Raw genomic sequence first — 22,479 nt, forward strand, 5'->3', positions numbered from 1 at the left:
AACTATAGCCCAGTTGAGCGAAGCATAGAGGGCGCCAAAACGGCAAGTGACGGTATCCCGAACCACCCGACCCAGTTTCATCCTGTATTGAAGCAAGTGGGAAAGACGGTTTCGCCGCGGGACCGGCCCTGCAGACAACCTCGCGTCGAGAGCGACACTGGCGGGCTTGATCGCCCGCCAGTGCTATTGTTGGATTGCCGAGATTACTCGGCTGCCTCTGCTTCGGGCATCGGCACATAGTTGAGGATCGGCGACAGCCAGCGCTCGACCTCGCGCACCGGCATGCGCTTGCGCGACGCGTAATCCTCGACCTGATCGCGCTCGACCTTGGCGACACCGAAGTAATAGGCCTCGGGATGGCCGATATAGAGGCCGGAGACGGACGAGCCCGGCCACATGGCAAAACTCTCGGTCAAGGTCACGCCGATGGTCTGTTCGGCATCGAGCAACCGGAACAGGGTTTCCTTTTCCGTGTGGTCGGGCTGGGCCGGATAGCCCGGCGCCGGGCGGATACCCGCATAGGGTTCGCCGACCAGATCCTGCGGTGAGAAGGTCTCGTCGGCGGCATAGCCCCAGAGTTCCTTGCGCACATATTCGTGCATGCGCTCGGCAAAAGCCTCGGCAAAGCGGTCTGCGAGCGCCTTGACCATGATTGACGAATAGTCGTCGTTGGCGCGCTCGAAGCGTTCGGCAATCGCCACTTCCTCGATACCGGCAGTCACGACGAAGCCGCCGAGATAGTCTCTGCTGCCGCTGTCGACAGGCGCGACGAAATCCGACAGCGCCACGTTCGGCCTTCCGTCACGTTTGCTCAGTTGCTGGCGCAGCGTGAAGAAGGTGGCAAGCTCACCATTGCGCGCTTCATCGGCAAACAGCCGGATGTCGTCGCCGACGGTTCCCGCCGGCCAGAAGCCGACGACCGCCTTCGGCGCGAACCATTTCTCGTCGATGATCTTGGCAAGCATCGCCTGCGCGTCGTCGAACAGCTGGCGGGCAGCCTGTCCCTGTTTCTCATCGTCGAGGATCTTGGGGTAGACACCCTTCAGTTCCCAGGTCTGGAAGAACGGCGTCCAGTCGATGTATTGCGCGAGCTCCTCCAGCTCCCAGCCTTGAAACACTCGTGTTCCAAGGAACGAGGGCGCTTTCGCCTGGTAGCCGCTCCAATCCACCTTGTGGGCATTGGCGCGCGCCTGCGACAACGGCAGGCGGCGCTTTTCCGCCTCGTTGCGGGCATGGGCGTCGGCGACCTTGCGGTATTCCGCCTGGACTGTCGCGACATAGGAATCCTTCGCCTCCGGCGACAGCAGGCTGGAGACAACGCCGACCGCGCGGCTCGCATCGGTGACGTAGACCGTCTGGCCGCGATCGTAGCGCGGATTGATCTTGACCGCCGTATGCACCCGGCTGGTGGTCGCGCCACCGATCAGGAGGGGAATGTCGAACCCTTCGCGCTCAAGTTCGGAGGCGACATGCACCATCTCGTCGAGCGACGGCGTGATCAGGCCGGAAAGACCGATGATATCGACGTTCTGCTCCTTGGCCACCTGAAGGATCTTGGCCGAAGGCACCATGACGCCGAGGTCGATGATCTCGTAATTGTTGCAGGCGAGCACGACGCCGACGATGTTCTTGCCGATGTCATGCACATCGCCCTTGACCGTCGCCATCAGGATCTTGCCGGCGCTCTGGCGCTCGCCTTCGCCGCCGGCGGCAAGCCGCTCGGCTTCCATGTGCGGTAGCAGAACGGCAACCGCCTGCTTCATCACACGCGCCGACTTCACCACCTGCGGCAGGAACATCTTGCCGGAACCGAAGAGGTCGCCGACGACATTCATGCCGGCCATCAGCGGACCTTCGATGACATGCAACGGACGGACGCTCGAAAGCCGCGCCTCTTCGGTATCGGCCTCGATGTATTCGGTGATGCCGTTGACCAGCGCATGTTCAAGCCGCTTTTCCACCGGCCATTCGCGCCAGGAGAGATCCTTCTCCTTGGCCTGGGCGCCGCCCTGGCCGCGATAGCGCTCGGCGATTTCAAGCATGCGCTCTGTCGAATCGGCGCGGCGGTTCAGCACCACGTCTTCGCAGGCCTCACGCAGCTCGGCATCGATCGCGTCATAGACGGCAAGCTGACCGGCATTGACGATGCCCATGTCCATGCCGACCTGGATGGCGTGGTAGAGGAACACCGCGTGCATCGCCTCACGCACCGGTTCGTTGCCGCGGAAGGAGAACGAAAGGTTAGAGACGCCGCCGGAGATATGGACGTGCGGCAGCGTCGCGATGATTTCGCGGGTCGCCTCGATGAAGTCGACGCCGTAGTTGTTGTGTTCCTCGATCCCCGTGGCCACCGCGAAGATGTTCGGGTCGAAGATGATGTCTTCGGGCGGGAAGCCCGCCTGTTCCGTCAGCAGCTTGTAGGCGCGGGTGCAGATCTCGACCTTGCGCGCCTTGGTATCGGCCTGCCCGACTTCGTCGAAGGCCATGATGACGACGGCGGCGCCGTAGGCGCGGCAAAGCCTGGCGTGATGCAGAAACGCCTCCTCGCCTTCCTTCATCGAGATCGAGTTGACCAGCGGCTTGCCCTGGACGCATTTCAGGCCAGCCTCGATCACCTCCCACTTCGAGGAGTCGATCATGACAGGCACGCGGGCGATATCAGGTTCGGAGGCGATGAGATTGAGGAACTCGATCATCGCCTGCTTCGAATCGATCAGGCCCTCGTCCATGTTGATGTCGATGATCTGCGCGCCGTTGGCGACCTGGTCGCGAGCGACATCGAGCGCTGCCGAATAGTCGCCGGCGGTGATCAGCTTGCGGAACTTGGCCGAGCCGGTGACGTTGGTGCGCTCGCCGACATTGACGAAGGGAATGTCCGAGGTCAGCGTGAAGGGCTCGAGGCCCGAAAGCCGCATCAGCGGCGCGACATCGGGGATCCGGCGCGGCGGATGCTTGGCAACGGCCTCGGCAATCGCCCTGATATGGGCCGGCGTCGAGCCGCAGCAGCCGCCGACGACGTTGAGAAGGCCGTCGCGGGCAAAGGCTTCGACCTGGGCCGCCATCTGCTCCGGCGTCTCGTCATACTGCCCGAACTCGTTCGGCAGACCGGCATTCGGATAGGCGCAGATGAAGGCATCGGCGACACCGGAAAGCTCGTCGATATGCGCGCGCATGGCGTTGGCGCCGAGCGCGCAGTTGAGACCGATGGTGAAGGGCTCGGCATGACGCACCGAATACCAGAACGCCGTCGGTGTCTGGCCGGAGAGTGTGCGGCCGGAAAGATCGGTGATCGTGCCGGAGATCATCACCGGCAGTTCGATGCCCTTCTCGGCAAACACTTCCTTGGTGGCGAAGATCGCCGCCTTGGCGTTGAGCGTGTCGAAGATGGTTTCGATGAGGATGATATCGGCGCCGCCGTCGATCAGGCCACGGATCTGTTCGGCATAGGCGATCCGGAGATCGTCGAAGCTGACCGCCCGATAACCAGGATTGTTGACGTCGGGCGAAATCGAAGCGGTCCTGTTCGTCGGGCCAAGCGCGCCGGCAACGAAGCGGCGACGGCCGTCATGCGCTTCGGCACGTTTTGCCGCCCGACGCGCCAGCCGGGCGCCGTCGCGGTTGAGGTCGTAGACCATGTCTTCCATGCCGTAGTCCGCCTGGGCGATGCGGGTCGAGGAGAACGTGTTCGTTTCCAGGATGTCGGCGCCGGCGATGGCGTAGGAATAGTGGATATCCTCGATCGCCTTCGGCTGCGTCAGCGTCAAAAGGTCGTTGTTGCCCTGCTGGTGACAGGCACAGCCGCCGAAGCGATCGCCACGAAAATGATCCTCGACGAAACCCAATTGCTGGATCTCGGTGCCCATGGCGCCGTCCATGATCAGGATGCGCTCGCTGGCCGCCTGCTTCAGCGCCCGCATGACTTCGGAGCCATCCGGCTTGGAGGAAAGGTCGCCGAAAAGGGCGTCGATGGCGGACATGGGAAATCTCCCGTTCTGAAAACGACAAACAATAGCCAAGTCAATCACATAAAGATATCTTTATGTCAACATATGAAAGGACTTAATTTGCCTCGATGAGACTGGCTTCAGCGCCTGCGCGCACCGTTTCAGTCTGCGCACAGGCGCATCAGAAAGACGATTCGGCTTTTCGGATGAAAAGGGAGCACAAACAAAAATGGCCCGCCGCGCGTGCGACGAGCCATGGGCATGCCGTCAGAGCAAAAAACTCAGAGGCGAGCGAGGCAGTCCTCGGTTTCATAGATGGCGCAAAGGATATGATAGAAGCTGCTCGCCGGTGCCGGTTCTTCGACGAAAGAGCCGTCGGCCATTTGCTTGTCGTGCCACAGGCCGGCCACCGGCGTCTCCAGGAAGAAGCCGAGTGCCGCCGCCGCCCGCGCCGCCGAACCGAGATAACGCTCACGCTCCGCCCCGTCGGTCAGCGCCGCGAACCGGACCGAAGCCTTCAGCCATTCCGTCTGCGGCCACAACCGGGCAATCGGGTCGGCGACCGAGAAATCGTCAAGCAGGGTCATGACCGCGACATTGCGGGTGGCGCAAATGCCATGCGCCTCGCCGATCGCAAACAGCCGGCGGGCCTTGACGATGGCCTCGGCATTGCCGCGCCGCTCGGCCCAGCGCAGAAGCAGCCAGGCCCACTCGAACAGATGGCCGGGTTCGACGATACGCCCCTTGTCGCCGGGGAACGGCGCCCAGTCGTGATCGAAGAACTCCCGCAGCGCGCCGGTATCGCCATCGATGAAGTGATCCATCGCCAGATGAGCGATCTCGTCGGCAAGGTTGGACCAGGCAACCTGATCGAAGCCCTCTACCTCTTCGCTGGCAAGGCACGCTTCGAACAGATGCATGTGCGGATTGGAGCAGAGCGGCAGCCGCGACGGATCGTCCTCCTCAAAGCCCATGAGCGGATGCTTGCAATGGGCTTCAAGACGCTGACGCAGGCCGTTGCTGCGCTCGATCATCTCCGGCTTTCGATGCGGGAAGACTTCGGCCAGGTATGCAAAGGCTAAAAGCGCAAAAGCCTGATTATAGAGATCGAAGGAGACATCGATCAGCGTACCGTCGGCATCCGCAAGCGCGCCGTAAAAGCCTGTCGGCTGCAGAAAGACACGATCGAAATAGGCAAGCCCGCCCTCGGCAGCACTCTGCCAGTCGCAGCTCCAGCCGCGCCTGCCGGCCTCGGCGAAACAATAGACCTGGCGCGGCTGCACCCGCGCCCGGCGATTGGCGCGCGTCGGCTCGCCAGTCATGTCGATGGTCTCGACGAAACCGCCGCCCTCAGCATCGACGCCCTTCTGGCGCCAGAGCGGCAGAGCCTTTTCAGCCAGCCATGCCGACAGCGTCGCGGATTGCGAAAAAATATCCTGCGGCAACGGTTCAGCCCTCAAGCTTCAGGTCATCATGGTTCTTGCCGAGCAACTCGGCCAGCGCCTCGACCACCATATTGTGGTCCTCGCGCTGCGGCAGGCCGGATACGGTCACCGCGCCGATGCAGCCGGTACCCTTGACCACGATCGGGAAGCTGCCGCCATGGGCGGCATAGTCGGCATCGGGAAGGCCGAGCTTTGCCTGCAGATTGGTCTGCTGCTTCAACAGCCCGAGGCCGGTCGAATAGCTGCTCTTGAACAGGCGGAAGACGGTGTTACGCTTGCGGCGCACCCAGTTCGGATTGTCAGGCGTTGCACCTTCAAGCGCGGCATAGAACACCTGCATTGAGAACAGCGTGATGTCGATGACGACGCCGAGCTTGCGCTCAGCCGCCATGCGCCGCAGCGTCGAGCCCAGTTGCCATGCGGCTTCCAGATCGAAACTGTCGAATTGCAGTTCACGCTCCTGCTCGCCGATGCGCTTGAGATCCTTGTCGATGTTCATGAAGCCTCCGCTCAATCCTTCCAGAGCCAGGCCGCACCGCGCACGCCGGAGCTATCTCCGTGCAGCGCCTTGCGAACCGGCGTTTCGAAACTGTCGCCAAAGAGATAGTCGACCACCAGCGGCGGCACGTCCTCATAGATCTCGTCGACATTCGACATGCCGCCGCCAAGCACGAAGACGTCGGGGTCGACGATGTTGGTCAGAAGCGCAAGACTGCGCGCCAGCCGGTCGACGAAGCGATCATAGACGCCGGTCGCCACCGGATCGCCGGCCCGCTTCGCCTCGATGATATCGCGGCCGCGCTTTTCGACGCCCGTCGTCAGGCGATAGTCGAGCTCGACGCCCGTACCGCAGGCATACATGTCGAGACAGCCGTGCTTGCCGCACCAGCATTTGTGGCCGGGGTATTCGTCCTTCGTCATCCAGGGCAGCGGATAGTGCCCGATTTCAGCGGCGACACCCTGGTAGCCGGCATGCACCTTCTTGCCGATCGCAAGCCCGCCGCCATGGCCGGTGCCGACGATCACGCCGAACACGGTCTGCGCATCCTTGCCGGCACCGTCGACCGCCTCCGACACCGCCAGGCAATTGGCGTCGTTGGCAAGGCGCACCCTGCGGCCGAGCGCCTGCTCGAGGTCGCGCCCGAGCGGCTTGCCGTTGATCAGCACGGCGTTGGAGTTGCGCACGATACCGGTGCGCGGATTGGGACTACCGGGAATGCCGATGCCGATGGAGCCCTCTTCGCCGGCCGTCTGTTCTGCGGCGGCAACGAGGTCGAGAACGGCGCGGATGCAATCGTCATAACCGCTGGTCGGGGTGGCGACGCGATGGCGGGCGCGCGTTTCGCCATCGCGATCGAGCGCGATGACTTCCATTTTCGTGCCGCCCCAATCAATTCCGATGAACATGCTGGATCAGGTCTCTGGGTGAAGGTCGAATGAAGGAGCGCAAGCCTCCTCAAGCCGGCGCTAATGACTGCTTAGCATTCGAAAGACTGAAAACGCCAGCCCCCGATTTCGGCACGCCTCGGTAGGGGATGGCGCCGTGTCCGGCCGGCAACATCCGCCCCCTCCTCATTGATCGCTACGCAGTGCCACGCCCTATTTTGCGAGCCCACCCCGCAAAAACACTTGGCGAACAGGCCTTGCTTTTGTATGGGTGCTATCCAAGTGGTCCCGTAGCTCAGCAGGATAGAGCACCAGATTCCTAATCTGGGGGTCACGCGTTCGAATCGCGTCGGGATCACCATCTTCCTCGTCAGCAGATCAATGCAGAGCGTTCCGGCCCTCCGGGTGTGGAGCCACTTCCCGACAGCGGTGCAAACGATCATGGTTCAACTCCTCGTCACCTATATGGAAATGCGCGGTCGGCCGACCGGCGAACCGCTGCCCGTGCCCGTCGAGAGCGCCGCGTTTGCGCTTGAGCGGCTGACGGCAGAGCAATTCCTACCGCTCTACCGCGCCGTCGGCGAGCCCTTACGCTGGGATCAGCGGCTGCGCATGCCCGCAGACGCGCTCGATACCTTTTTGCGCAGCCCATCGACTGCTGTTTATGTCCTGCGGGTCGACGGTCTTGCCGTCGGGCTTTGCGAATTCGATCGCGTTGATACTGCCGATATCGAGCTCACCCATTTCGGCCTGATCCCTGAGATGCAGGGAAAAAGGCTTGGGCCGTATTTTTTGAATGGCGCGCTGCGCGCCGTCTGGGATCGGGCGCCTGATCGCGTCTGGCTGCACACGGACGAGTGGGATCACGCCAAGGCGCAGGAGACCTACCGCCGCGCCGGCTTCTTCGTCTTCGACCGGAAGCACGAAGAGGTCAGCGAGTAGAAACTGCATGAATCGCGTTCACGTTGCCGTGAGCTGCGACCGCGATCACGGCACAAAACGCGCGTTCATCCATTTCCCCAATGAAAGGAAATGGTGAAGCCAATGAAAAAGCTGGCAATTGTCGCGCTTTCGCTGGCATCGGCCTTCTCCAGCGTAGCCCCGGCACAGGCATTCCCGTCGGTCATACCCATGAAGGCAAGCATCTCGGACGTCGAAACCGTACAATACTACAATCGCCGCTGGTATCGCGGCGGTGATGACTACAGATGGCGTGGCGACCGGCGATATTATCGTCACCGGGACTGGGATGACGATCATGACGACCGCGTCGGTGCCATCATCGGCGGACTTGCCGCCGGCGCCATCATCGGCGGATTGATGAATGCCCAGCCGAGACGGTATTACGGCGGCGGCTCCCATGCGAGCTGGTGCCAAAGTCGCTACCGCTCGTATCGGGCATGGGACAATACCTTCCAGCCCTATTACGGTGCGCGCCGGGTCTGTTACTCGCCCTATCGCTAACATTTGTTTATAAAACCCCGCCGCCTCGATGCGGCGGGCTTCCAATCTCAAGCGATTGTAAGAAAACAATTTTTCCAGATATTGAACATGAGTTCCTCTGCGATCAGCCCCAAACATAGGGCTGCGCTTGATCACCGCGCGCCTGCTCCGGGCAACCCTCACTCCCCTCCTCTTTCCTTACCCTCCACGAGCCGTTTTCCCTTCGCCGCCGCCATTTCCATCCTGGCGTGTGACGGCGGCTTGACATCTCCGTAAGCCTGATCTTATCATTCCAATATAAAGTAGCGTAGTACATAATTATGAAATAACAAAAAAGAGAGGAACATAAGATGAAATCAGCAAGGATTGCACTGCTTCTGGGAACGGCGCTGGTCGCCTCCGCATCATTTGCCTTCGCGCAGGAAAAGGGCGGCGTCATCAACGTCGCCACGGTCGGCGAGCCGCCGACACTCGACCCGATGGCCTCAACCGCCGACCTCGTCGGCATCGTCTCGCAGCACATGTTCGAGACGCTCTACACCTTCGACAAGGACTGGAAGCCGACCCCGCTTCTGGCGGCAGCCATGCCCGAAATCAGCGCCGACGGCAAAACCTACACGATCAAGCTGCGCTCCGGCGTCAAGTTCCATGACGGCACCGACATGGACGCGACCGATGTCGTCGCCTCGCTCGAGCGCTGGACGAAGACGGCTTCGCGCGGCAAGCAGACGGCAACGACGATCGCCGGCATCGAGGCCGTCGACGCGACCACCGTGAAGATTTCGCTCAACACGCCCTACGCGCCGCTGGTCTCGCTGCTCGCCTTCAACAACTCCGCCGCAATCGTGCTGCCTTCGGAAAAGCAGGCCGAGCCGATGGTCGATTTCGTCGGCACCGGCCCCTACAAGCTCAAGGAGCGCAAGGCCGACCAGTACATCCAGCTCGAGCGCTATGACGGCTACGTCTCGCCCGAAGGCGAAAGCAACGGCTACGGCGGCGCGCGCCACCAGTATGCCGACGAAATCCGTTTCGTGCCGGTTCCCGATCCGAACACCCGCGTCGAGGCCGCCGTCTCCGGCCAGTACGACTACGTCGATTCCATTCCGGTGGAATCCTTCGAGCGGGTCAAGGGCTCTTCGGCCTCCGAACCTGTCATGCTGCAGCCCTTCGGCTGGCCGGTCTTCGTCCTGAACTCCGGCAACGGCATGACCAAGAACCTGGAGCTGCGCAAGGCGATCCGCACGGCGCTCAGCATGGAAGACATGATGGCGGCCGCCTTCGGCAGCACCGACTTCTACGCGCTCGATGCCGCTCTCTATCCGGCGCAATATGTCTGGCGCACCGAAGCCGGCACGGAAGGTGGCTACAATGTCGCCGATCCGGAAAAGGCGGGCGAACTGTTGAAGGCCGCTGGCTACAAGGGCGAGCCGCTGCGCATCCTGACGAGCCGCCAGTACGAATTCCATTACAAGATGGCCCAGGTCGCGGCCGAATATCTGAAGCTCGCCGGCTTCACCGTCGACCTGCAGGTGGTGGATTGGGCGACGCTCACCCAGCGCCGCGCCGACCCGACGCTCTGGGATATCTATATCACCCACAGCCCGTTCCTGCCGGAGCCAGCCCTGATCGGCATGATGTCGACCAAGGCACCGGGCAACTGGGATACGCCGGCCCGCGCCAAGGCGATCGATGCCTTCAACGCCGAATCGGACGCCGGCAAGCGCGTCACGCTCTGGGCCGACGTGCAGAAGGTGATCTACGAGGAAGTGCCGTTCATCAAGATCGGCGATTTCAACGCCCTGTCGGCCAAGGCCAAGACGCTTGACGGCGTCTCACCCGCTCCGTGGCCCTACTTCTGGAACGCTTCGATCAAGAAGTAAGTCTTCACCCACTTGAAGCCTTCGGCGGGCGGCATCCCTTTCAGGGATCGCTGCCCGCCGAATAGCCCGGCGCCCCCCCTTCCGGCGCCCGTGCGGAAGAAGTTCGAGGCATCCATGATACGCTATATCCTCCAGCGCCTGTTCGGCATGATCGTGGTCATGGCGCTCGTCGTCACCATTGTCTTCGTCATCGTGCGCGTGACGCCGGGTGATCCCGCCGCCGTCATGCTCGGACCCGAGGCGACCCAGCAAGACATCGCCGAACTGCGCACCAAACTCGGCCTCGACCAGTCGCTGGGGCTGCAATATGTCTATTACATCGGGCAGTTGCTTCAGGGCGATCTCGGCCAGTCGATCTTCCTCAACCAGCCGGTCACGTCGGCGCTTGCGGAGCGTGCCGAGCCGACCTTCTTCCTCACCCTGTTTTCGATCCTGATCGCCAGCGGCATTGCGCTGCCGATCGGCATCTACGCGGCCTACCGGCGCGGCTCCTTCGTCGACCAGGCTGCCACCACACTGGCCATGCTTGCCGCCAGCATTCCGAGCTTCTGGCTCGGCCTGATCCTCATTCAGTTCCTCGCCGTGCGCCTCGGCTGGTTTCCGGTTTCCGGCTACGGCGGACCGGGCTCCTCCTTTATGGAGCGCATGTACCATCTGGCCCTGCCGGCGATTGCGCTCGGGGTCGTCTCCTCGGCCCTGATCCTGCGCTTCACCCGCGCGTCGATGCTCGACGTGCTCGGCGACGACTTCATCCGCACCGCCCGCGCCAAGGGCCTGGGCGAACGCCGCGTGGTGATGAAACACGCCCTGAAGAATGCCCTCATTCCGATCCTGACGATCGTCGGCCTGACCGCCGCCGTGTTGATCTCCGGCGCCGTCGTCACCGAAACCGTCTTCGGCCTGCCCGGTGTCGGCAACCTCGTCGTCTCGGCCGTGCTCCGTCGCGATTACCCGGTGATCCAGGGCGCGCTTCTCGTGATCGCCGCGCTCTACGTGCTGATCAATTTCGCGATCGACATGCTCTATCTCCTCGTTGATCCAAGGGTTCGCTACTGATGACCGTCGCCGTATCACCCCCCGTCGTCAGCGAGCGCGCCAAGTTCCTGCGCCGCCTCTTGAAACGCAAGACCGTTGCCTTCGGTCTGTTCATTCTCGTGACCTTCGTGCTGCTTGCGGTGTTCGCGCCGCTGATCGCGCCCTATGCGCCTGGCAAGCTGTCGATCGTCAACCGGCTGTCGCCGCCGAGCCTGCAATGGTTCTTCGGCACCGACGAATTCGGCCGTGACGTGTTTTCGCGCACGCTCTACGCCGGTCGGCTGTCGCTCTTGGTCGGAGCTGCCGTCGTCACGCTCGCGACCATCGTCGGCGTCGTCATGGGGCTGCTTGCCGGGTACTTCCCGAAGCTCGACGCGCCGATCGCCCGGCTGATCGACGCGATGATGGCCTTTCCCGATATCCTGCTGGCAATCGCCCTCGTCGCCGCCCTTGGGCCTTCGCTAACGACGGTCATCATCGCGCTCAGTGTCGTCTATGCACCAAGGCTGGCGCGCGTGGTGCGCGCCTCCACGCTCGTCATCCGCGAACTGCCCTATGTGGAGGCAGCCCGCGCGCTCGGTATCTCGACACCGCACATCATGACCCGTCATGTGCTGCGCAACCTGCTCTCACCGATCCTGGTGCAGGGCACGTTCCTGTTTGCCCATGCGATGCTCGCCGAAGCCGGGCTCTCTTTCCTCGGCGTCGGCGTCAGCCCTGAAATCCCGACCTGGGGCACGATGATCGCCTCGGGCCGGCAATATATCGGACAGGCCGATTGGGTGACGCTGTTTCCCGGCATCGCCATCGTACTTTCGGTCCTGTCCCTGCAGATGGTTGGCGACGGATTGCGCGACATGCTCGATCCCCGCCTCAGAAAGGACCTGTGATCCATGCCCACCGCAACCCGTAGCACCAGCCCCGTGCTGATCAGCAACGTGAAACCCGTCGCCTTCGGCATGGCGGCATCCTCCGAAACGGTCGATATCCTCATCGGCAGCGACGGCACCATTGCCGCCATCGGCAATGGCCTGGCAGCGCCTGAAGGTGCTGAGCGTATCGACGGCAAGGGTGGCTGGATCTCGCCCGGCTGGATCGACCTGCACGCCCATGTCTGGCACGGCGGCACGGATATCTCCGTTCGGCCGCAGCTCTGCGGCATGGAGCGCGGCGTCACCACCATCGTCGACGCCGGCTCGGCCGGTGAGGCCAATTTCCACGGCTTCCGCGAATACATCATCGAGCCGGCGCGCGAACGCATCAAGGCCTTCCTCAATCTCGGCTCCATCGGTCTCGTCGCCTGCAACCGCGTCAGCGAACTCAGCGACATCCGCTCGATCGACATCGACCGCATCATCGCCTGCTACCAGGAAAACCGCGAGCATATCGTCGGCCTGAAGGTGCGCGCCAGCCATGTGATCACCGGTTCCTGGGGCGTCACCCCGGTCAAGCTCGGCAAGAAAATTGCCAAGATCCTGAAGATCCCGATGATGGTGCATGTCGGCGAGCCGCCGGCGCTCTATGACGAGGTGCTCGAAATCCTCGGCCCCGGCGACATCGTCACCCATTGCTTCAACGGTAAGGCCGGATCGAGCATCATCGAGGACGAGGACCTGTTCGAGCTGGCCGAACGCTGCGCCGGCGAAGGCATCCGCCTCGACATCGGCCATGGCGGCGCCTCGTTCTCGTTCCGGGTTGCCGAAGTCGCCATTGCCCGCGGCCTGTTGCCGTTCTCGATTTCGACCGACGTGCATCTGCGCAGCATGAACCAGTCGGTCTGGGATCTCGGCACCACCATGTCGAAGCTCTTGAGCGTCGGCATGCCCTTCGACAAGGTCGTCGAAGCCGTGACCCAGGCACCTGCCTCGGTCATTCGCCTGCCGATGGACAATCTGCTTGGCGTCGGTGCACGCGCGGAATTCACCCTCTTCGATCTGGTCGATTCCGAGCTCCGCGTCTTCGATTCGCTCGGCGCCGAAGCGCATCTCAACCGACTTTTCGAGCCGCGTTACGCGGTCATGGGCACCGACGTCGTGGCGGCAAACCGATACCAGCCGCCACATGTGGAATGCCCCGACCACAGCCACGGCTACAGCTACCGCTGAACCATCACAGAACACAGAAACTGGCAGGATATCGCGTGAACAGTTTGGACCATAAGACCAAGGGCCGTGCGCCGGCTTCGCCCTACCAGAGGCTCGCCGCGCTCGGCATCGACCTGCCGCCGGCACCGCCGCCGATCGCCAATTTCGTAACCCACGTGCTGGAGGGCAACATTCTGTACCTCTCAGGACAGGGCCCGCGCGAGGTCGACGGCCAACTGCACGCCGGCAAGGTCGGCGCCGATGTCGACGTCGAAAGCGCCTATGAGCACGCGCGATTAACGGGCATCAATCTGCTGGCTGTCATGCATGATGCGCTCGGCGATCTCGGTCGCGTCAAGCGCGTCGTCAAGCTGCTTGGCATGGTCAACGCCGTACCGGATTTCGCCGATCACCCGCAGGTGATCAACGGCTGCTCGGACCTGATGATCGACGTCTTCGGCGAAGCGGGACAACATGCCCGCTCGGCCGTCGGCTTCGGTTCGCTTCCCGGCAACATCACCGTCGAGATCGAAGCGATCGTCTCGCTTCACGACTGACGGTCAGAGGAAGGTCGGATCAATGGCTGCGCCAGCCCATCATCTTCTCGATCCGCTCGGCGGAAACCCTGACGTGATCGGCATAGAAGTTGCGATCGTCGAGGATCTTCTGCTCGGGCAGAACGATGGAGATGGTCGCGACACAGCCGCCCTTGTCGTCGAGAATCGGGGCGGCGACGCAGGCAACCGCATAGTCGGACTCGCCGGCCTGGATCGAAAGTTTGGCATTAAGCGCCGCCTCCGCCTGGGCCGACAGAGCGGCCGGATCGATATCGGCACGACCGGTCGGCGACGTGCGGGCGCAGCGGCGGAACAGTTCCAGCCGCTCGTCGGAGGGCAGGTGGCCGACCAGCAGACGTCCGGAAGCCGTCCAGTTGAGCGGCACACGGGTGCCGACCCTGGATGTCACCTGGAAATGGCCGGGGCCGTCGGCCATGGCGAGCACCTGCATGTAGTCGCCATCACGACCGCAGAGCTGGATGGTTTCGGCCACTTCGCGGCCGAGATCGTGCATCTCCCGCGTGGCAACGCCGAGGAAATCGAGCGAGCGCGCGTAAGCAAGGCCGTAGTGGTAGAGCCGGTCGCCGAGCCAGACCTGGCCATCGGCATCGCGGCTGAGCAGGTTCTTTTCGACCATGTCGTCGACGATGACATAGGCGGTCGACAGCGGCGCTCCGACCGCCTTGGCAATCGCGTAGACGCCGCTCGGCGAGCCGGTTTCGTAGAGGAAGTCGAGCACCTGCAGTGCACGGTCCATGCCGCTCACGCGCGAGCGGCGGGTCTTGCCGGCCGGCTCCATGTCTTCGCCGGGCTCGGCGGCAATCGTCGTCTTGTCCAAGGGTCTGCTCCCGTGCAATTCGAAATTCGCAACAGTTGGGCGGTGAGCAACGGCTATCCGCCTCACCCACCACAACGGCCAGTTCGCCGATCCGAAACAGCCGGCTCATATCTCATTACTATGGTAGATATTCCGCGAAAACGGAATAGCCTGCCGGTTTCGACTGCCAGAAAATCATATGGAGACCACCATGCCTGACCGCGACATCCGCGAAGCTCTCGGACTTCGTCCCGTTATCAACGTATCCGGCACGATGACGGGCCTCGGCGCGTCGATCGTGGTCCCGGAAGCGATCGACGCGATGACAGGCATACTGCCGCAATTCGTCGAGATCAACGACCTGCAGCGCAAGATCAGCCCGGTGATTGCCCGGCTGACCGGCGCCGAGGCCGGCTTCGTCACCGCGTCCTGCTCGGCCGGCATCAGCCTTGCCGTCGCCGGCACCATGACCGGCAACGATCTTGCCGCGATCGAGCGCCTGCCCGACGCCACAGGGCTGAAGAACGAAGTCATCATCCAGATGGGCCATGTCGTCAGCTACGGCGCGCCGGTTGACCAGGCGATCCGCATTGCCGGCGGCAAGCCGGTGCTGGTCGGCCAGGCAACGTCGGCCTACCGCTATCACATCGAAGGCGCCATCAATGAGCGCACGGCGGCCGCCGTCTATGTCGTCTCCCATCACGTGGTGCAGTATGGCCTGGTCGGCTTGAGGGAATTCGCCGAGGCGTGCCACGCCAAGGGCGTGCCCGTCATCGTCGATGCCGCGTCCGAATACGACCTGAAGATCTTCCTCGAGCAGGGTGCCGACATCGTTCTCTATTCCGGCCACAAGTTCCTGGGCGGTCCGACCTCGGGCATCGTCGCCGGCGAAAAGACGCTGGTGCGTAACGCCTTCCTGCAGAACCTCGGCATCGGCCGCGGCATGAAGGTCGGCAAGGAAAGCATGCTCGGTGTCATGGCCGCGCTCATCGCCTGGGAAACCCGCGACCACCAGGGCATCCGCGACCGCGAGGCCGGCTATCTGAACCTGTGGCGCGACACACTCGATGGCCGTCCCGGCATCAAGCCGGTGATCGAGGCCGATCCGACCGGCAACCCGCTCGACCGCCTGCGCGTCAGCATCGATCCGCAGGAAGCCCATATCACCGCCTGGGATCTCGCCGATGCGCTGGCGCGCGGCACGCCGCCGATCATCGTGCGCGATCATGAGGTCGAGCACAATTACTTCTATCTCGACCCCTGCAACCTGCATCCCGGCCAGGAAACCGTCGTGGCCACCCGCCTTGCCGAGGAACTGACGAAGGCGCGCAGCTCCAACGAGATCATCGCGACGCCGCTCCACGAGCGCAACACCCGCCGCTTCGCCGGCCTGTTGCGCTGGCCCGACTGAGACAGACCCTTAGCCCCCGTGCCGAACGACAAGGAATGGACGACATGACCCGCACCGCCGCTGCCACCAATCCATCGAAAGACCCCGTGCTTTCGGTCGAGAACCTGACGACCTCGTTTCTGGTCGACGGCGCCTGGAAGCCGGTGGTGCGGGACATTTCCTTCTCGGTCATGCCGGGCGAGACGGTGGCGATCGTCGGCGAATCCGGTTCGGGCAAGAGCGTGACCTCTCTGTCGATCATGCGCCTCCTGCAAAAGGACATGAGCCGCACCGAGGGCCGGGTCATGCTCGGCGGCCGCAATGTTCTCAACCTGCCGGAAAGCGACATGCGCCGCGTGCGCGGCAACGACGTGGCAATGATCTTCCAGGAACCGATGACCAGCCTCAATCCGCTGTTCACCATCGGCGACCAGATTTCCGAGGCACTGCTTTGCCACCGGCCGATGAGCAAGGCGGAGGCAAGGACCGAAACGATCCGTCTGCTCGACAAGGTCCGCATCCCCTCGGCGGCCTCCCGTTTCGACGAATACCCGCACCGCTTCTCCGGCGGCATGCGCCAGCGCGTGATGATCGCCATGGCGCTTGCCAGCCGCCCGAAGCTGCTGATCGCCGACGAGCCGACGACCGCGCTCGACGTCACGATCCAGGGGCAGATCCTCGACCTGATCAAGGTGCTGCAGGAGGAAGAAGGAACCTCGGTCCTGTTCATCACCCACGACATGGGCGTGGTCGCGGAGATCGCCGACCGCACCGTGGTGATGTTCCGCGGCGAGGCGGTCGAAACCGGCCAGACGGAAGACATCTTCCTGCGGGCAAAACATCCCTATACCCGCGCGCTGCTCTCGGCCGTGCCGATGCTCGGCTCGATGAAGGGCGTGCCGCAACCGCTGCGTTTTCCCATCATCGACAGCACCACCGGCCTGCCGGATACGCCGGTCGAAGGCGCAAGCACGGTCGCCGAGACCCGTCCGATCCTCGAGGTCAAGAACCTCGTCAAGCGCTTCGACATCCACGCCGGCCTGCTCGGCAGGTTGCAGGGCCGCGTGCACGCCATCGAAAACGTCTCCTTCAGCCTGCAGCCCGGCGAGACCTTGTCGCTGGTCGGCGAATCCGGGTGCGGCAAGTCGACCACCGGCCGCGCCATCATGCGTCTGATCGAGCCGCAGAGCGGATCGGTCGTTCTGAATGGCCAGGATGTGCTCGCCATGGACCGCAAGGCGCTGCGCGAAATGCGCCGCACCATGCAGATGATCTTCCAGGATCCCTTCGCCAGCCTCAATCCGCGCATGACCGTAGGCGCTGCGATTGCCGAGCCCTATCTTGAACACAAGCTCGGCACGCCGAACCAGGCCCGCGAAAAGGTCGCCGACCTCTTGGAGCGCGTCGGCCTGCAGGCCGACATGGCGGCGCGTTATCCGCACGAATTCTCCGGCGGCCAGCGCCAGCGCGTCTGCATTGCCCGGGCTCTGGCACTCGATCCGAAGGTCATCGTCGCCGACGAGTCTGTTTCGGCGCTCGACGTCTCGATCAAGGCGCAGGTCATCAACCTGCTGCTCGACCTGCAGGCGAGCCTCGGCCTTGCCTATCTGTTCATCTCGCACGACATGGCGGTGGTCGAGCGTGTCAGCCACCGCGTCGCGGTGATGTATCTCGGCGAGATCGTCGAGATCGGCCCGCGCGCCGACATCTTCGAGAACCCGCAACATCCCTATACCCGCAAGCTGATGGCCGCCGTTCCGATCGCCGACCCGACCCGGCGGCACACTAGGCGCAATGTCTCAAGCGACGAAATCAAGAGCCCTATGCGAGCACCCGATTATGTCGTTGCGGCACGGGAATTTCGCCAAATTTCGGCACAGCACTTCGTGCAGGTTTAAAACCAGCGCGGATTTGCGCCGTCACTTGTCCGGCGTGCAGACGCGCAGGCGATGGCCATCGGGATCGAGTGCGACGAAAGTGCGGCCGAAGACGGCGGTCATCAGGTCCTGCTCGATCGACACACCGGCCTCGCGCCATTCCGCGTGGAGCCGCTCGACCTCGGCATCGTCCTTGACCATGAAGGCAACCTCCATCCGATGGCCGGTGCCGGATGATAAGAAGTTGGCAGCGCTCGTAGACCAGAGACTGAAGGTAAGTCCGCCTTCAAACGCGTAGGCGACATAGTTCGGAAAGGCCGCAACCGGCTCACAGCGAAGCAGCCGCGTGTAGAAAGCGGCGCTCTCTTGAGGATCTTCCACGTAAAGCAGGATGAGGTTTGGGCTCAGCATCGTCGATCATCTCCATTATCAGATGATCGCAAGCTATCGGATGCCACTGTCAGTTTCTGTCAGCATCGAAATGAAGCCAGCGCGAAAAAGCCGCCGCTCCGTTTACGGAGCCGGCGGCCTTGTCAGATCGTTGTAGCCGTTTGGTACAAGAGGCTGCGTCAGAAGACGGCCAGGTACTTCAACAGCGAAATGATGCCGATGATGAGCACGATCGCCTGGACGATCTGCTTTGCGCGGCCGTCTATCGGCAGGCGCTGGACCAGATAAAGCACGAGCACGATAACCAGGAACGTGATCAGAATGCTGATGAGAAGCCCCATAGACAAACTCCCTTTGTAAGGCGACGCGAAGTCGTCAGAGTTGTAACTATGAGGCGAGCCGAAAAGTTCCAGTATCGGCAAACACTTATTTAGATCGAGGCCCTGTTCGACGGGCTTGGCGGCCGGAAGATATGGCGTTGGCCTGCGCTGAAACCAGAGCCCGGTCGGCGGCGACAGCCGTCGTCTTCAGGCGCCGATTATCCCGTGCAGCCCTCTGCGACGAGGCACGAGATCTCAGCTCGCCACCTTGCAGACGATCCCGGCGTCGTTGTCGCCCTTCGTCGCATCGTAGAACGTCACCTCGTCGCCCTTCGTCCACCAGATGTACTGGCCGCCGACATACTTTGCACCCGATGCGGCAATCACGTTGGAAGCGACGGTGAAGTTGCCGTCGATGGTAAACGTCACTAGGGAGACTGGGCCGGCATTGATGTATTCGGCGTCTACCGTCTGGCCACCGCAGTCATACCGCACCTGCTGACGATCGACCGTTTCGGCACCCGGCACCGAAATCGCGATATCGACGCTGTTGGAACCGCCTGCAGCCATGGACGCAAGCGTCAGCGCGGGCGTACCGGCCGACTTGCCCAGCATCAATTTAGAGCCTTCGACGGTCCAGGTGAGCTCGGTGCGCAGCGCGTCGAGGAACTTGCGTTCCTGATCCATCACCGCCGGCACACACATCTTGCGGGTCGAGGCGGCCGGTCCGAAGGTGATCTTGGCGCCGGAAAGGCTGAAGGTTCCGGTAAAGTGGTTGCAACCGGCCATGCCGCCATAGGTGCCGTCGTCGCGTATCTCCAATGTCGACTGAAGATTGTCGATGACCCCGCGGCCGGCGATATCCTCGGCAAGCCAGGTGCCGACCAGCGCCTGCGGCACGTTTTCGGCAGCGACCGTCTGCATCGAGGCCATTTCGATCAGCACGCAGGCGCAGGAAAGGGCTGTGGCGACTTTCAGCATCGGGAACTCCTTGGCGCTTCGACTCGTGACCCGATTCTTAGCCCGATCACACGTCGGATTGAAGACCGCGCCCTTGTTGCACATCGATTTCGCCTGTAGAGCCTAGCGCATACCCCGAAACATCGGCATCGGTTTTCGGCAAAACCAAAACGCGGCTTCTCTCCGTCGGAGCGAGCGTGGCACGCCCCACCGGGCGCTTGCGCCCCCGCTGGAACGCTGGAAGAGCGAACAAGAATATGGGAATTGGCATGGCACCCCGCGAAAACGCGAAGCGCCGACTGACGATCCTGGGCTCGACCGGCTCCATCGGCACCAACACTCTGGATGTTGTCGAGCGGCTGGGCGGTCGCGACGCCTTCGAGATCGTCGCACTCACCGGCAACGGCAACATCCCGCTTCTGGCGCGCCAAGCGATCGCTCACGGCGCCGAGCTTGCCGTCACCGCCGATGACAGCCAGTACGCCAGCCTCAAGGCAGCGCTTGCCGGCACCGGCATCGCGGCCGCCTCCGGCCGCAGCGGCCTGATCGAGGCAGCAGAACGCGACGCTGATTGGGTGATGGCGGCCATCGTCGGCAATGCCGGCCTCGCCCCGACGCTCGCCGCCGCGAGCCGTGGGGCCGATATTGCCCTTGCCAACAAGGAATGCCTGGTCTCAGCCGGCAGCCTGTTCATTGAAGCGGTGAAAAAGGGCGGCGGCCGGCTGCTGCCGGTCGACAGCGAACACAACGCCATCTTTCAGGTGCTGGAAGAGCATCAGCGTCACGCCGTCGAACGCATCATCCTGACAGCCTCCGGCGGGCCGTTCCGCACCAAGTCGCTGGACGAGATGCGGCACGTGACCGCCGATGTCGCCCGCGCCCATCCCAACTGGTCGATGGGCCTGAAAATCTCGATCGACAGTGCCTCGATGTTCAACAAGGCGCTGGAGATGATCGAGGCGAAGCATCTGTTCGGGCTGAAGCCGGAGCAGATCGAGGTGATCGTGCACCCGCAGTCGGTCATCCACTCGATGGTCGGCTACACCGATGGTTCGGTGCTGGCGCAGCTCGGCTGCCCTGATATGCGCACCGCCATCGGCTATGCGCTTTCCTATCCCAGCCGCTGCGACCTGCCGATCGAACGGCTCGATTTCGCCAAGCTGTCGCGGCTGGATTTCGAAGCGCCCGATGAAGTGCGTTTCCCGGCGATCCGCCTGGCGCGCCGCGCCATGGAAGAGGGCGGGGTACAGGGTGCTGTGCTCAACGGCGCCAAGGAGACGGCGCTGGAGGCCTTCATCGCCGGGAACACCGGGTTCCTTGCCATGGCCGAGATCGTCGAACAGGTGATGGACAGACTGTCGGACCTGCCTGCGGCCGTCACCATGGACGATGTTTTTGCCGCCGACGAAAAAGCCCGGCAACTGGCGGCCGGGCTGCTGCAGCAATTGGCTTGATTGGGTACTTCGCCATCGCGTGGAGGGTCTGCCCCTCATCCGCCTGTCGGCACCTTCTCCCCGCAGGCGGGGCGAAGGGACGTTGCTGCACCCGCTCCGATCAATCGCTGACGTTCTCGGCCTTGGCTCCCCAATATCAGGCCGAGACAGTGCTTCTGCGTCCGACAGACGCGGAACCTCCGCCGTCGTCCTCGCCCCCTCGCCCCGCAAGCGGGGAGAGGGTTAGTCCTCGGGTTTAACCCGAGGAGAGGGGCAGCGTTCTGAAAATATAAGCCGAACGTTACGCGACAGCCCGTGCCAGCGCACAGCGCGACCACAGCGAATGCAGCGCGCCGACCAGATGGTCGATGTCGGCATCCGAATGCAGCGGCGTCGGGGTGATGCGCAGGCGCTCGGTCTTCTTCGGCACCGTCGGATAGTTGATCGGCTGCACATAGACGCCGAAATGGTCGAGCAGCAGGTCGGAGATCCACTTGCACTTGGCGGCGTCGCCAACCATGACCGGCACGATGTGGCTCGGATTCGGCATATGCGGAATGCCGCGCTGATCGAGCATCGAGCGCAACCGGCGCACGCGCTCCTGATGGGCGAAACGTTCGACCTGGCTTTCCTTCAAGTGACGGATGGAGGCAAGCGCACCGGCCGCAAGCGTCGGCGGCAGCGCCGTGGTGAAGATGAAGCCTGATGCAAACGAGCGGATGAAATCGCAAAGCGCCGTCGAACCGGTGATATAGCCACCCATGACGCCGAAAGCCTTGCCCAGCGTGCCTTCGATGACAGTCAGGCGATGCATCAAACCTTCGCGCTCGGCAATGCCGCCGCCGCGCGGGCCGTACATGCCGACGGCGTGCACTTCGTCGAGATAGGTCATCGCGCCGTATTTGTCTGCGAGATCGCAGAATTCCTTGATCGGGGCAATGTCGCCATCCATCGAATAGACGGATTCAAACGCGATGATTTTTGGCGCGCGCGGATCGGCTGCAGCCAGCTTGGCTTCGAGGTCTGCTACCGAATTGTGCTTGAAGATGACGCGTTCGCACTTGGAATGACGGATCCCCTCGATCATCGAAGCGTGATTCCCGGCGTCCGAAAAGACGATGACACCGGGAATCTTCGAACAGAGCGTTCCGAGCGCTGCCCAGTTGGACACGTAACCCGAGGTGAACAGAAGCGCCGATTCCTTGCCATGCAGATCTGCGAGCTCGCGCTCGAGCAGCACATGGTAGTGGTTGGTGCCGGAAATGTTGCGGGTACCGCCGGCACCGGCGCCGCATTCGTCGATGGCACGCTTCATCGCCTCAGTGACGATGGAATGCTGGCCCATGCCGAGATAGTCGTTGGAACACCAGACGGTGACTTCCTGGATGCCTTCAGCCGTGTGGCGCGCGGCCTTCGGGAAGTTGCCGCGATGGCGAGCGATGTCGGCGAAAACCCGGTAGCGACCTTCCTGATGCAGCCCATCCAGCTCGGTTTTAAAGAAATTCTCGAAATCCATCA

General features: G+C 62.8%; 20 protein-coding genes and 1 tRNA gene. 11 read left to right on the top strand and 10 right to left on the bottom strand.

Going from position 1 to position 22,479, the window contains the following annotated elements; all coding sequences use genetic code 11:
- Nucleotides 1–203: 203 nt before the first annotated feature.
- The 4 genes from metH to AC07UR_RS13830 form a co-directional block, all read right to left on the bottom strand.
- Nucleotides 204–3,977, bottom strand: a complete 3,774-nt coding sequence (gene metH / locus AC07UR_RS13815) for a methionine synthase (RefSeq protein WP_209790573.1) — start codon at nucleotides 3,975–3,977, stop codon at nucleotides 204–206.
- A gap of 248 nt (nucleotides 3,978–4,225) precedes the next feature.
- A complete protein-coding gene (locus AC07UR_RS13820) occupies nucleotides 4,226–5,389 on the bottom strand; it encodes an AGE family epimerase/isomerase (RefSeq protein ID WP_209790572.1) in 1,164 nt (387 codons plus the stop codon).
- Between the two features lie 4 nt (nucleotides 5,390–5,393).
- The gene (locus AC07UR_RS13825; RefSeq protein WP_173418192.1) at nucleotides 5,394–5,888 is read right to left on the bottom strand and encodes a heme-degrading domain-containing protein; all 495 of its coding nucleotides are present in this window, start codon (nucleotides 5,886–5,888) and stop codon (nucleotides 5,394–5,396) included.
- Between the two features lie 11 nt (nucleotides 5,889–5,899).
- Nucleotides 5,900–6,796, bottom strand: a complete 897-nt coding sequence (locus tag AC07UR_RS13830) for an ROK family protein (RefSeq protein WP_209790571.1) — start codon at nucleotides 6,794–6,796, stop codon at nucleotides 5,900–5,902.
- Between the two features lie 263 nt (nucleotides 6,797–7,059).
- Here AC07UR_RS13830 and AC07UR_RS13835 point away from each other — a divergent pair.
- From AC07UR_RS13835 to AC07UR_RS13850, 4 genes are all read left to right on the top strand, one after another.
- Nucleotides 7,060–7,136, top strand: a tRNA-Arg gene (locus AC07UR_RS13835).
- An 80-nt stretch (nucleotides 7,137–7,216) separates the two neighbouring features.
- The gene (locus AC07UR_RS13840; protein WP_209790512.1) at nucleotides 7,217–7,717 is read left to right on the top strand and encodes a GNAT family N-acetyltransferase; all 501 of its coding nucleotides are present in this window, start codon (nucleotides 7,217–7,219) and stop codon (nucleotides 7,715–7,717) included.
- Nucleotides 7,718–7,819: 102 nt separating this feature from the next.
- Nucleotides 7,820–8,239: a BA14K family protein gene (locus tag AC07UR_RS13845; protein WP_173418195.1), complete on the top strand. Its 420-nt coding sequence runs from the start codon at nucleotides 7,820–7,822 to the stop codon at nucleotides 8,237–8,239.
- A gap of 329 nt (nucleotides 8,240–8,568) precedes the next feature.
- A complete protein-coding gene (locus AC07UR_RS13850; protein WP_209790511.1) occupies nucleotides 8,569–10,098 on the top strand; it encodes an ABC transporter substrate-binding protein in 1,530 nt (509 codons plus the stop codon).
- Here AC07UR_RS13850 and AC07UR_RS13855 read toward each other — a convergent pair.
- Entirely contained in the window at nucleotides 10,068–10,214 is a 147-nt protein-coding gene (locus AC07UR_RS13855; RefSeq protein ID WP_494700481.1) for a hypothetical protein, read from the bottom strand. The two genes, AC07UR_RS13850 and AC07UR_RS13855, sit on opposite strands and share 31 nt — an antisense overlap.
- Here AC07UR_RS13855 and AC07UR_RS13860 point away from each other — a divergent pair.
- From AC07UR_RS13860 to AC07UR_RS13875, 4 genes are read left to right on the top strand one after another with little or no spacing between them, the layout of a single operon-like run.
- Nucleotides 10,213–11,154, top strand: a complete 942-nt coding sequence (locus tag AC07UR_RS13860) for an ABC transporter permease (RefSeq protein ID WP_209790510.1) — start codon at nucleotides 10,213–10,215, stop codon at nucleotides 11,152–11,154. The two genes, AC07UR_RS13855 and AC07UR_RS13860, sit on opposite strands and share 2 nt — an antisense overlap.
- Nucleotides 11,154–12,023: an ABC transporter permease gene (locus AC07UR_RS13865; protein WP_412728363.1), complete on the top strand. Its 870-nt coding sequence runs from the start codon at nucleotides 11,154–11,156 to the stop codon at nucleotides 12,021–12,023. Before AC07UR_RS13860 ends, AC07UR_RS13865 begins: the two co-directional genes overlap by 1 nt.
- A gap of 3 nt (nucleotides 12,024–12,026) precedes the next feature.
- The gene (locus AC07UR_RS13870) at nucleotides 12,027–13,238 is read left to right on the top strand and encodes an amidohydrolase/deacetylase family metallohydrolase (protein ID WP_209790509.1); all 1,212 of its coding nucleotides are present in this window, start codon (nucleotides 12,027–12,029) and stop codon (nucleotides 13,236–13,238) included.
- Nucleotides 13,239–13,282: 44 nt separating this feature from the next.
- Nucleotides 13,283–13,774, top strand: coding sequence for a RidA family protein (locus AC07UR_RS13875; RefSeq protein WP_234902830.1), 492 nt, complete (start codon nucleotides 13,283–13,285; stop codon nucleotides 13,772–13,774).
- A gap of 19 nt (nucleotides 13,775–13,793) precedes the next feature.
- Here the strand turns inward: AC07UR_RS13875 and AC07UR_RS13880 are convergent, their stop codons facing one another.
- Nucleotides 13,794–14,573, bottom strand: coding sequence for an IclR family transcriptional regulator (locus AC07UR_RS13880; RefSeq protein ID WP_173420906.1), 780 nt, complete (start codon nucleotides 14,571–14,573; stop codon nucleotides 13,794–13,796).
- 229 nt (nucleotides 14,574–14,802) lie between these two features.
- On the opposite strand from AC07UR_RS13880, the gene AC07UR_RS13885 reads away from it, so the two are divergent.
- Both AC07UR_RS13885 and AC07UR_RS13890 read left to right on the top strand, forming a co-directional pair.
- Nucleotides 14,803–16,002 (top strand): aminotransferase class V-fold PLP-dependent enzyme, encoded by a 1,200-nt coding sequence (locus AC07UR_RS13885; RefSeq protein WP_209790508.1) that lies wholly within the window; start codon nucleotides 14,803–14,805, stop codon nucleotides 16,000–16,002.
- A 44-nt stretch (nucleotides 16,003–16,046) separates the two neighbouring features.
- Nucleotides 16,047–17,879, top strand: coding sequence for an ABC transporter ATP-binding protein (locus AC07UR_RS13890; protein WP_209790507.1), 1,833 nt, complete (start codon nucleotides 16,047–16,049; stop codon nucleotides 17,877–17,879).
- Nucleotides 17,880–17,900: 21 nt separating this feature from the next.
- Here AC07UR_RS13890 and AC07UR_RS13895 read toward each other — a convergent pair whose 3' ends face one another.
- The 3 genes from AC07UR_RS13895 to AC07UR_RS13905 form a co-directional block, all read right to left on the bottom strand.
- Nucleotides 17,901–18,269, bottom strand: coding sequence for a VOC family protein (locus AC07UR_RS13895; protein WP_209790506.1), 369 nt, complete (start codon nucleotides 18,267–18,269; stop codon nucleotides 17,901–17,903).
- Nucleotides 18,270–18,427: 158 nt separating this feature from the next.
- Complete coding sequence (locus tag AC07UR_RS13900; RefSeq protein WP_112805350.1) at nucleotides 18,428–18,589, bottom strand: Thivi_2564 family membrane protein; 162 nt, start codon at nucleotides 18,587–18,589, stop codon at nucleotides 18,428–18,430.
- A 234-nt stretch (nucleotides 18,590–18,823) separates the two neighbouring features.
- On the bottom strand, nucleotides 18,824–19,549 hold the full coding sequence (locus AC07UR_RS13905; protein ID WP_173418203.1) for an META domain-containing protein: 726 nt from the start codon (nucleotides 19,547–19,549) through the stop codon (nucleotides 18,824–18,826).
- Nucleotides 19,550–19,797: 248 nt separating this feature from the next.
- Between AC07UR_RS13905 and dxr the strand changes: the two genes are divergently transcribed.
- The gene (gene dxr, locus AC07UR_RS13910; RefSeq protein WP_209790505.1) at nucleotides 19,798–20,982 is read left to right on the top strand and encodes a 1-deoxy-D-xylulose-5-phosphate reductoisomerase; all 1,185 of its coding nucleotides are present in this window, start codon (nucleotides 19,798–19,800) and stop codon (nucleotides 20,980–20,982) included.
- 280 nt (nucleotides 20,983–21,262) lie between these two features.
- On the opposite strand, the gene hemA is transcribed toward dxr, so the two are convergent.
- Nucleotides 21,263–22,477, bottom strand: coding sequence for a 5-aminolevulinate synthase (gene hemA, locus AC07UR_RS13915; RefSeq protein ID WP_173418205.1), 1,215 nt, complete (start codon nucleotides 22,475–22,477; stop codon nucleotides 21,263–21,265).
- Between the last annotated feature and the right edge of the window lie 2 nt (nucleotides 22,478–22,479).

The organism is Ensifer sp. GW821-FHT05G01 (genome assembly GCF_059419585.1).

Excerpts from the sequence above, each read along its gene's own strand:
- metH (WP_209790573.1), bottom strand. The coding sequence starts at position 3,977 with ATGTCCGCCATCGACGCCCTTTTCGGCGACCTTTCCTCCAAGCCGGAT.
- AC07UR_RS13825 (WP_173418192.1), bottom strand. The coding sequence starts at position 5,888 with ATGAACATCGACAAGGATCTCAAGCGCATCGGCGAGCAGGAGCGTGAA.
- AC07UR_RS13830 (WP_209790571.1), bottom strand. The coding sequence starts at position 6,796 with ATGTTCATCGGAATTGATTGGGGCGGCACGAAAATGGAAGTCATCGCG.
- AC07UR_RS13840 (WP_209790512.1), top strand. The coding sequence starts at position 7,217 with ATGGTTCAACTCCTCGTCACCTATATGGAAATGCGCGGTCGGCCGACC.
- AC07UR_RS13845 (WP_173418195.1), top strand. The coding sequence starts at position 7,820 with ATGAAAAAGCTGGCAATTGTCGCGCTTTCGCTGGCATCGGCCTTCTCC.
- AC07UR_RS13850 (WP_209790511.1), top strand. The coding sequence starts at position 8,569 with ATGAAATCAGCAAGGATTGCACTGCTTCTGGGAACGGCGCTGGTCGCC.
- AC07UR_RS13860 (WP_209790510.1), top strand. The coding sequence starts at position 10,213 with ATGATACGCTATATCCTCCAGCGCCTGTTCGGCATGATCGTGGTCATG.
- AC07UR_RS13855 (WP_494700481.1), bottom strand. The coding sequence starts at position 10,214 with ATGGATGCCTCGAACTTCTTCCGCACGGGCGCCGGAAGGGGGGGCGCC.
- AC07UR_RS13865 (WP_412728363.1), top strand. The coding sequence starts at position 11,154 with ATGACCGTCGCCGTATCACCCCCCGTCGTCAGCGAGCGCGCCAAGTTC.
- AC07UR_RS13870 (WP_209790509.1), top strand. The coding sequence starts at position 12,027 with ATGCCCACCGCAACCCGTAGCACCAGCCCCGTGCTGATCAGCAACGTG.
- AC07UR_RS13880 (WP_173420906.1), bottom strand. The coding sequence starts at position 14,573 with ATGGAGCCGGCCGGCAAGACCCGCCGCTCGCGCGTGAGCGGCATGGAC.
- AC07UR_RS13885 (WP_209790508.1), top strand. The coding sequence starts at position 14,803 with ATGCCTGACCGCGACATCCGCGAAGCTCTCGGACTTCGTCCCGTTATC.
- AC07UR_RS13890 (WP_209790507.1), top strand. The coding sequence starts at position 16,047 with ATGACCCGCACCGCCGCTGCCACCAATCCATCGAAAGACCCCGTGCTT.
- AC07UR_RS13895 (WP_209790506.1), bottom strand. The coding sequence starts at position 18,269 with ATGCTGAGCCCAAACCTCATCCTGCTTTACGTGGAAGATCCTCAAGAG.
- AC07UR_RS13900 (WP_112805350.1), bottom strand. The coding sequence starts at position 18,589 with ATGGGGCTTCTCATCAGCATTCTGATCACGTTCCTGGTTATCGTGCTC.
- AC07UR_RS13905 (WP_173418203.1), bottom strand. The coding sequence starts at position 19,549 with ATGCTGAAAGTCGCCACAGCCCTTTCCTGCGCCTGCGTGCTGATCGAA.
- dxr (WP_209790505.1), top strand. The coding sequence starts at position 19,798 with ATGGCACCCCGCGAAAACGCGAAGCGCCGACTGACGATCCTGGGCTCG.
- hemA (WP_173418205.1), bottom strand. The coding sequence starts at position 22,477 with ATGGATTTCGAGAATTTCTTTAAAACCGAGCTGGATGGGCTGCATCAG.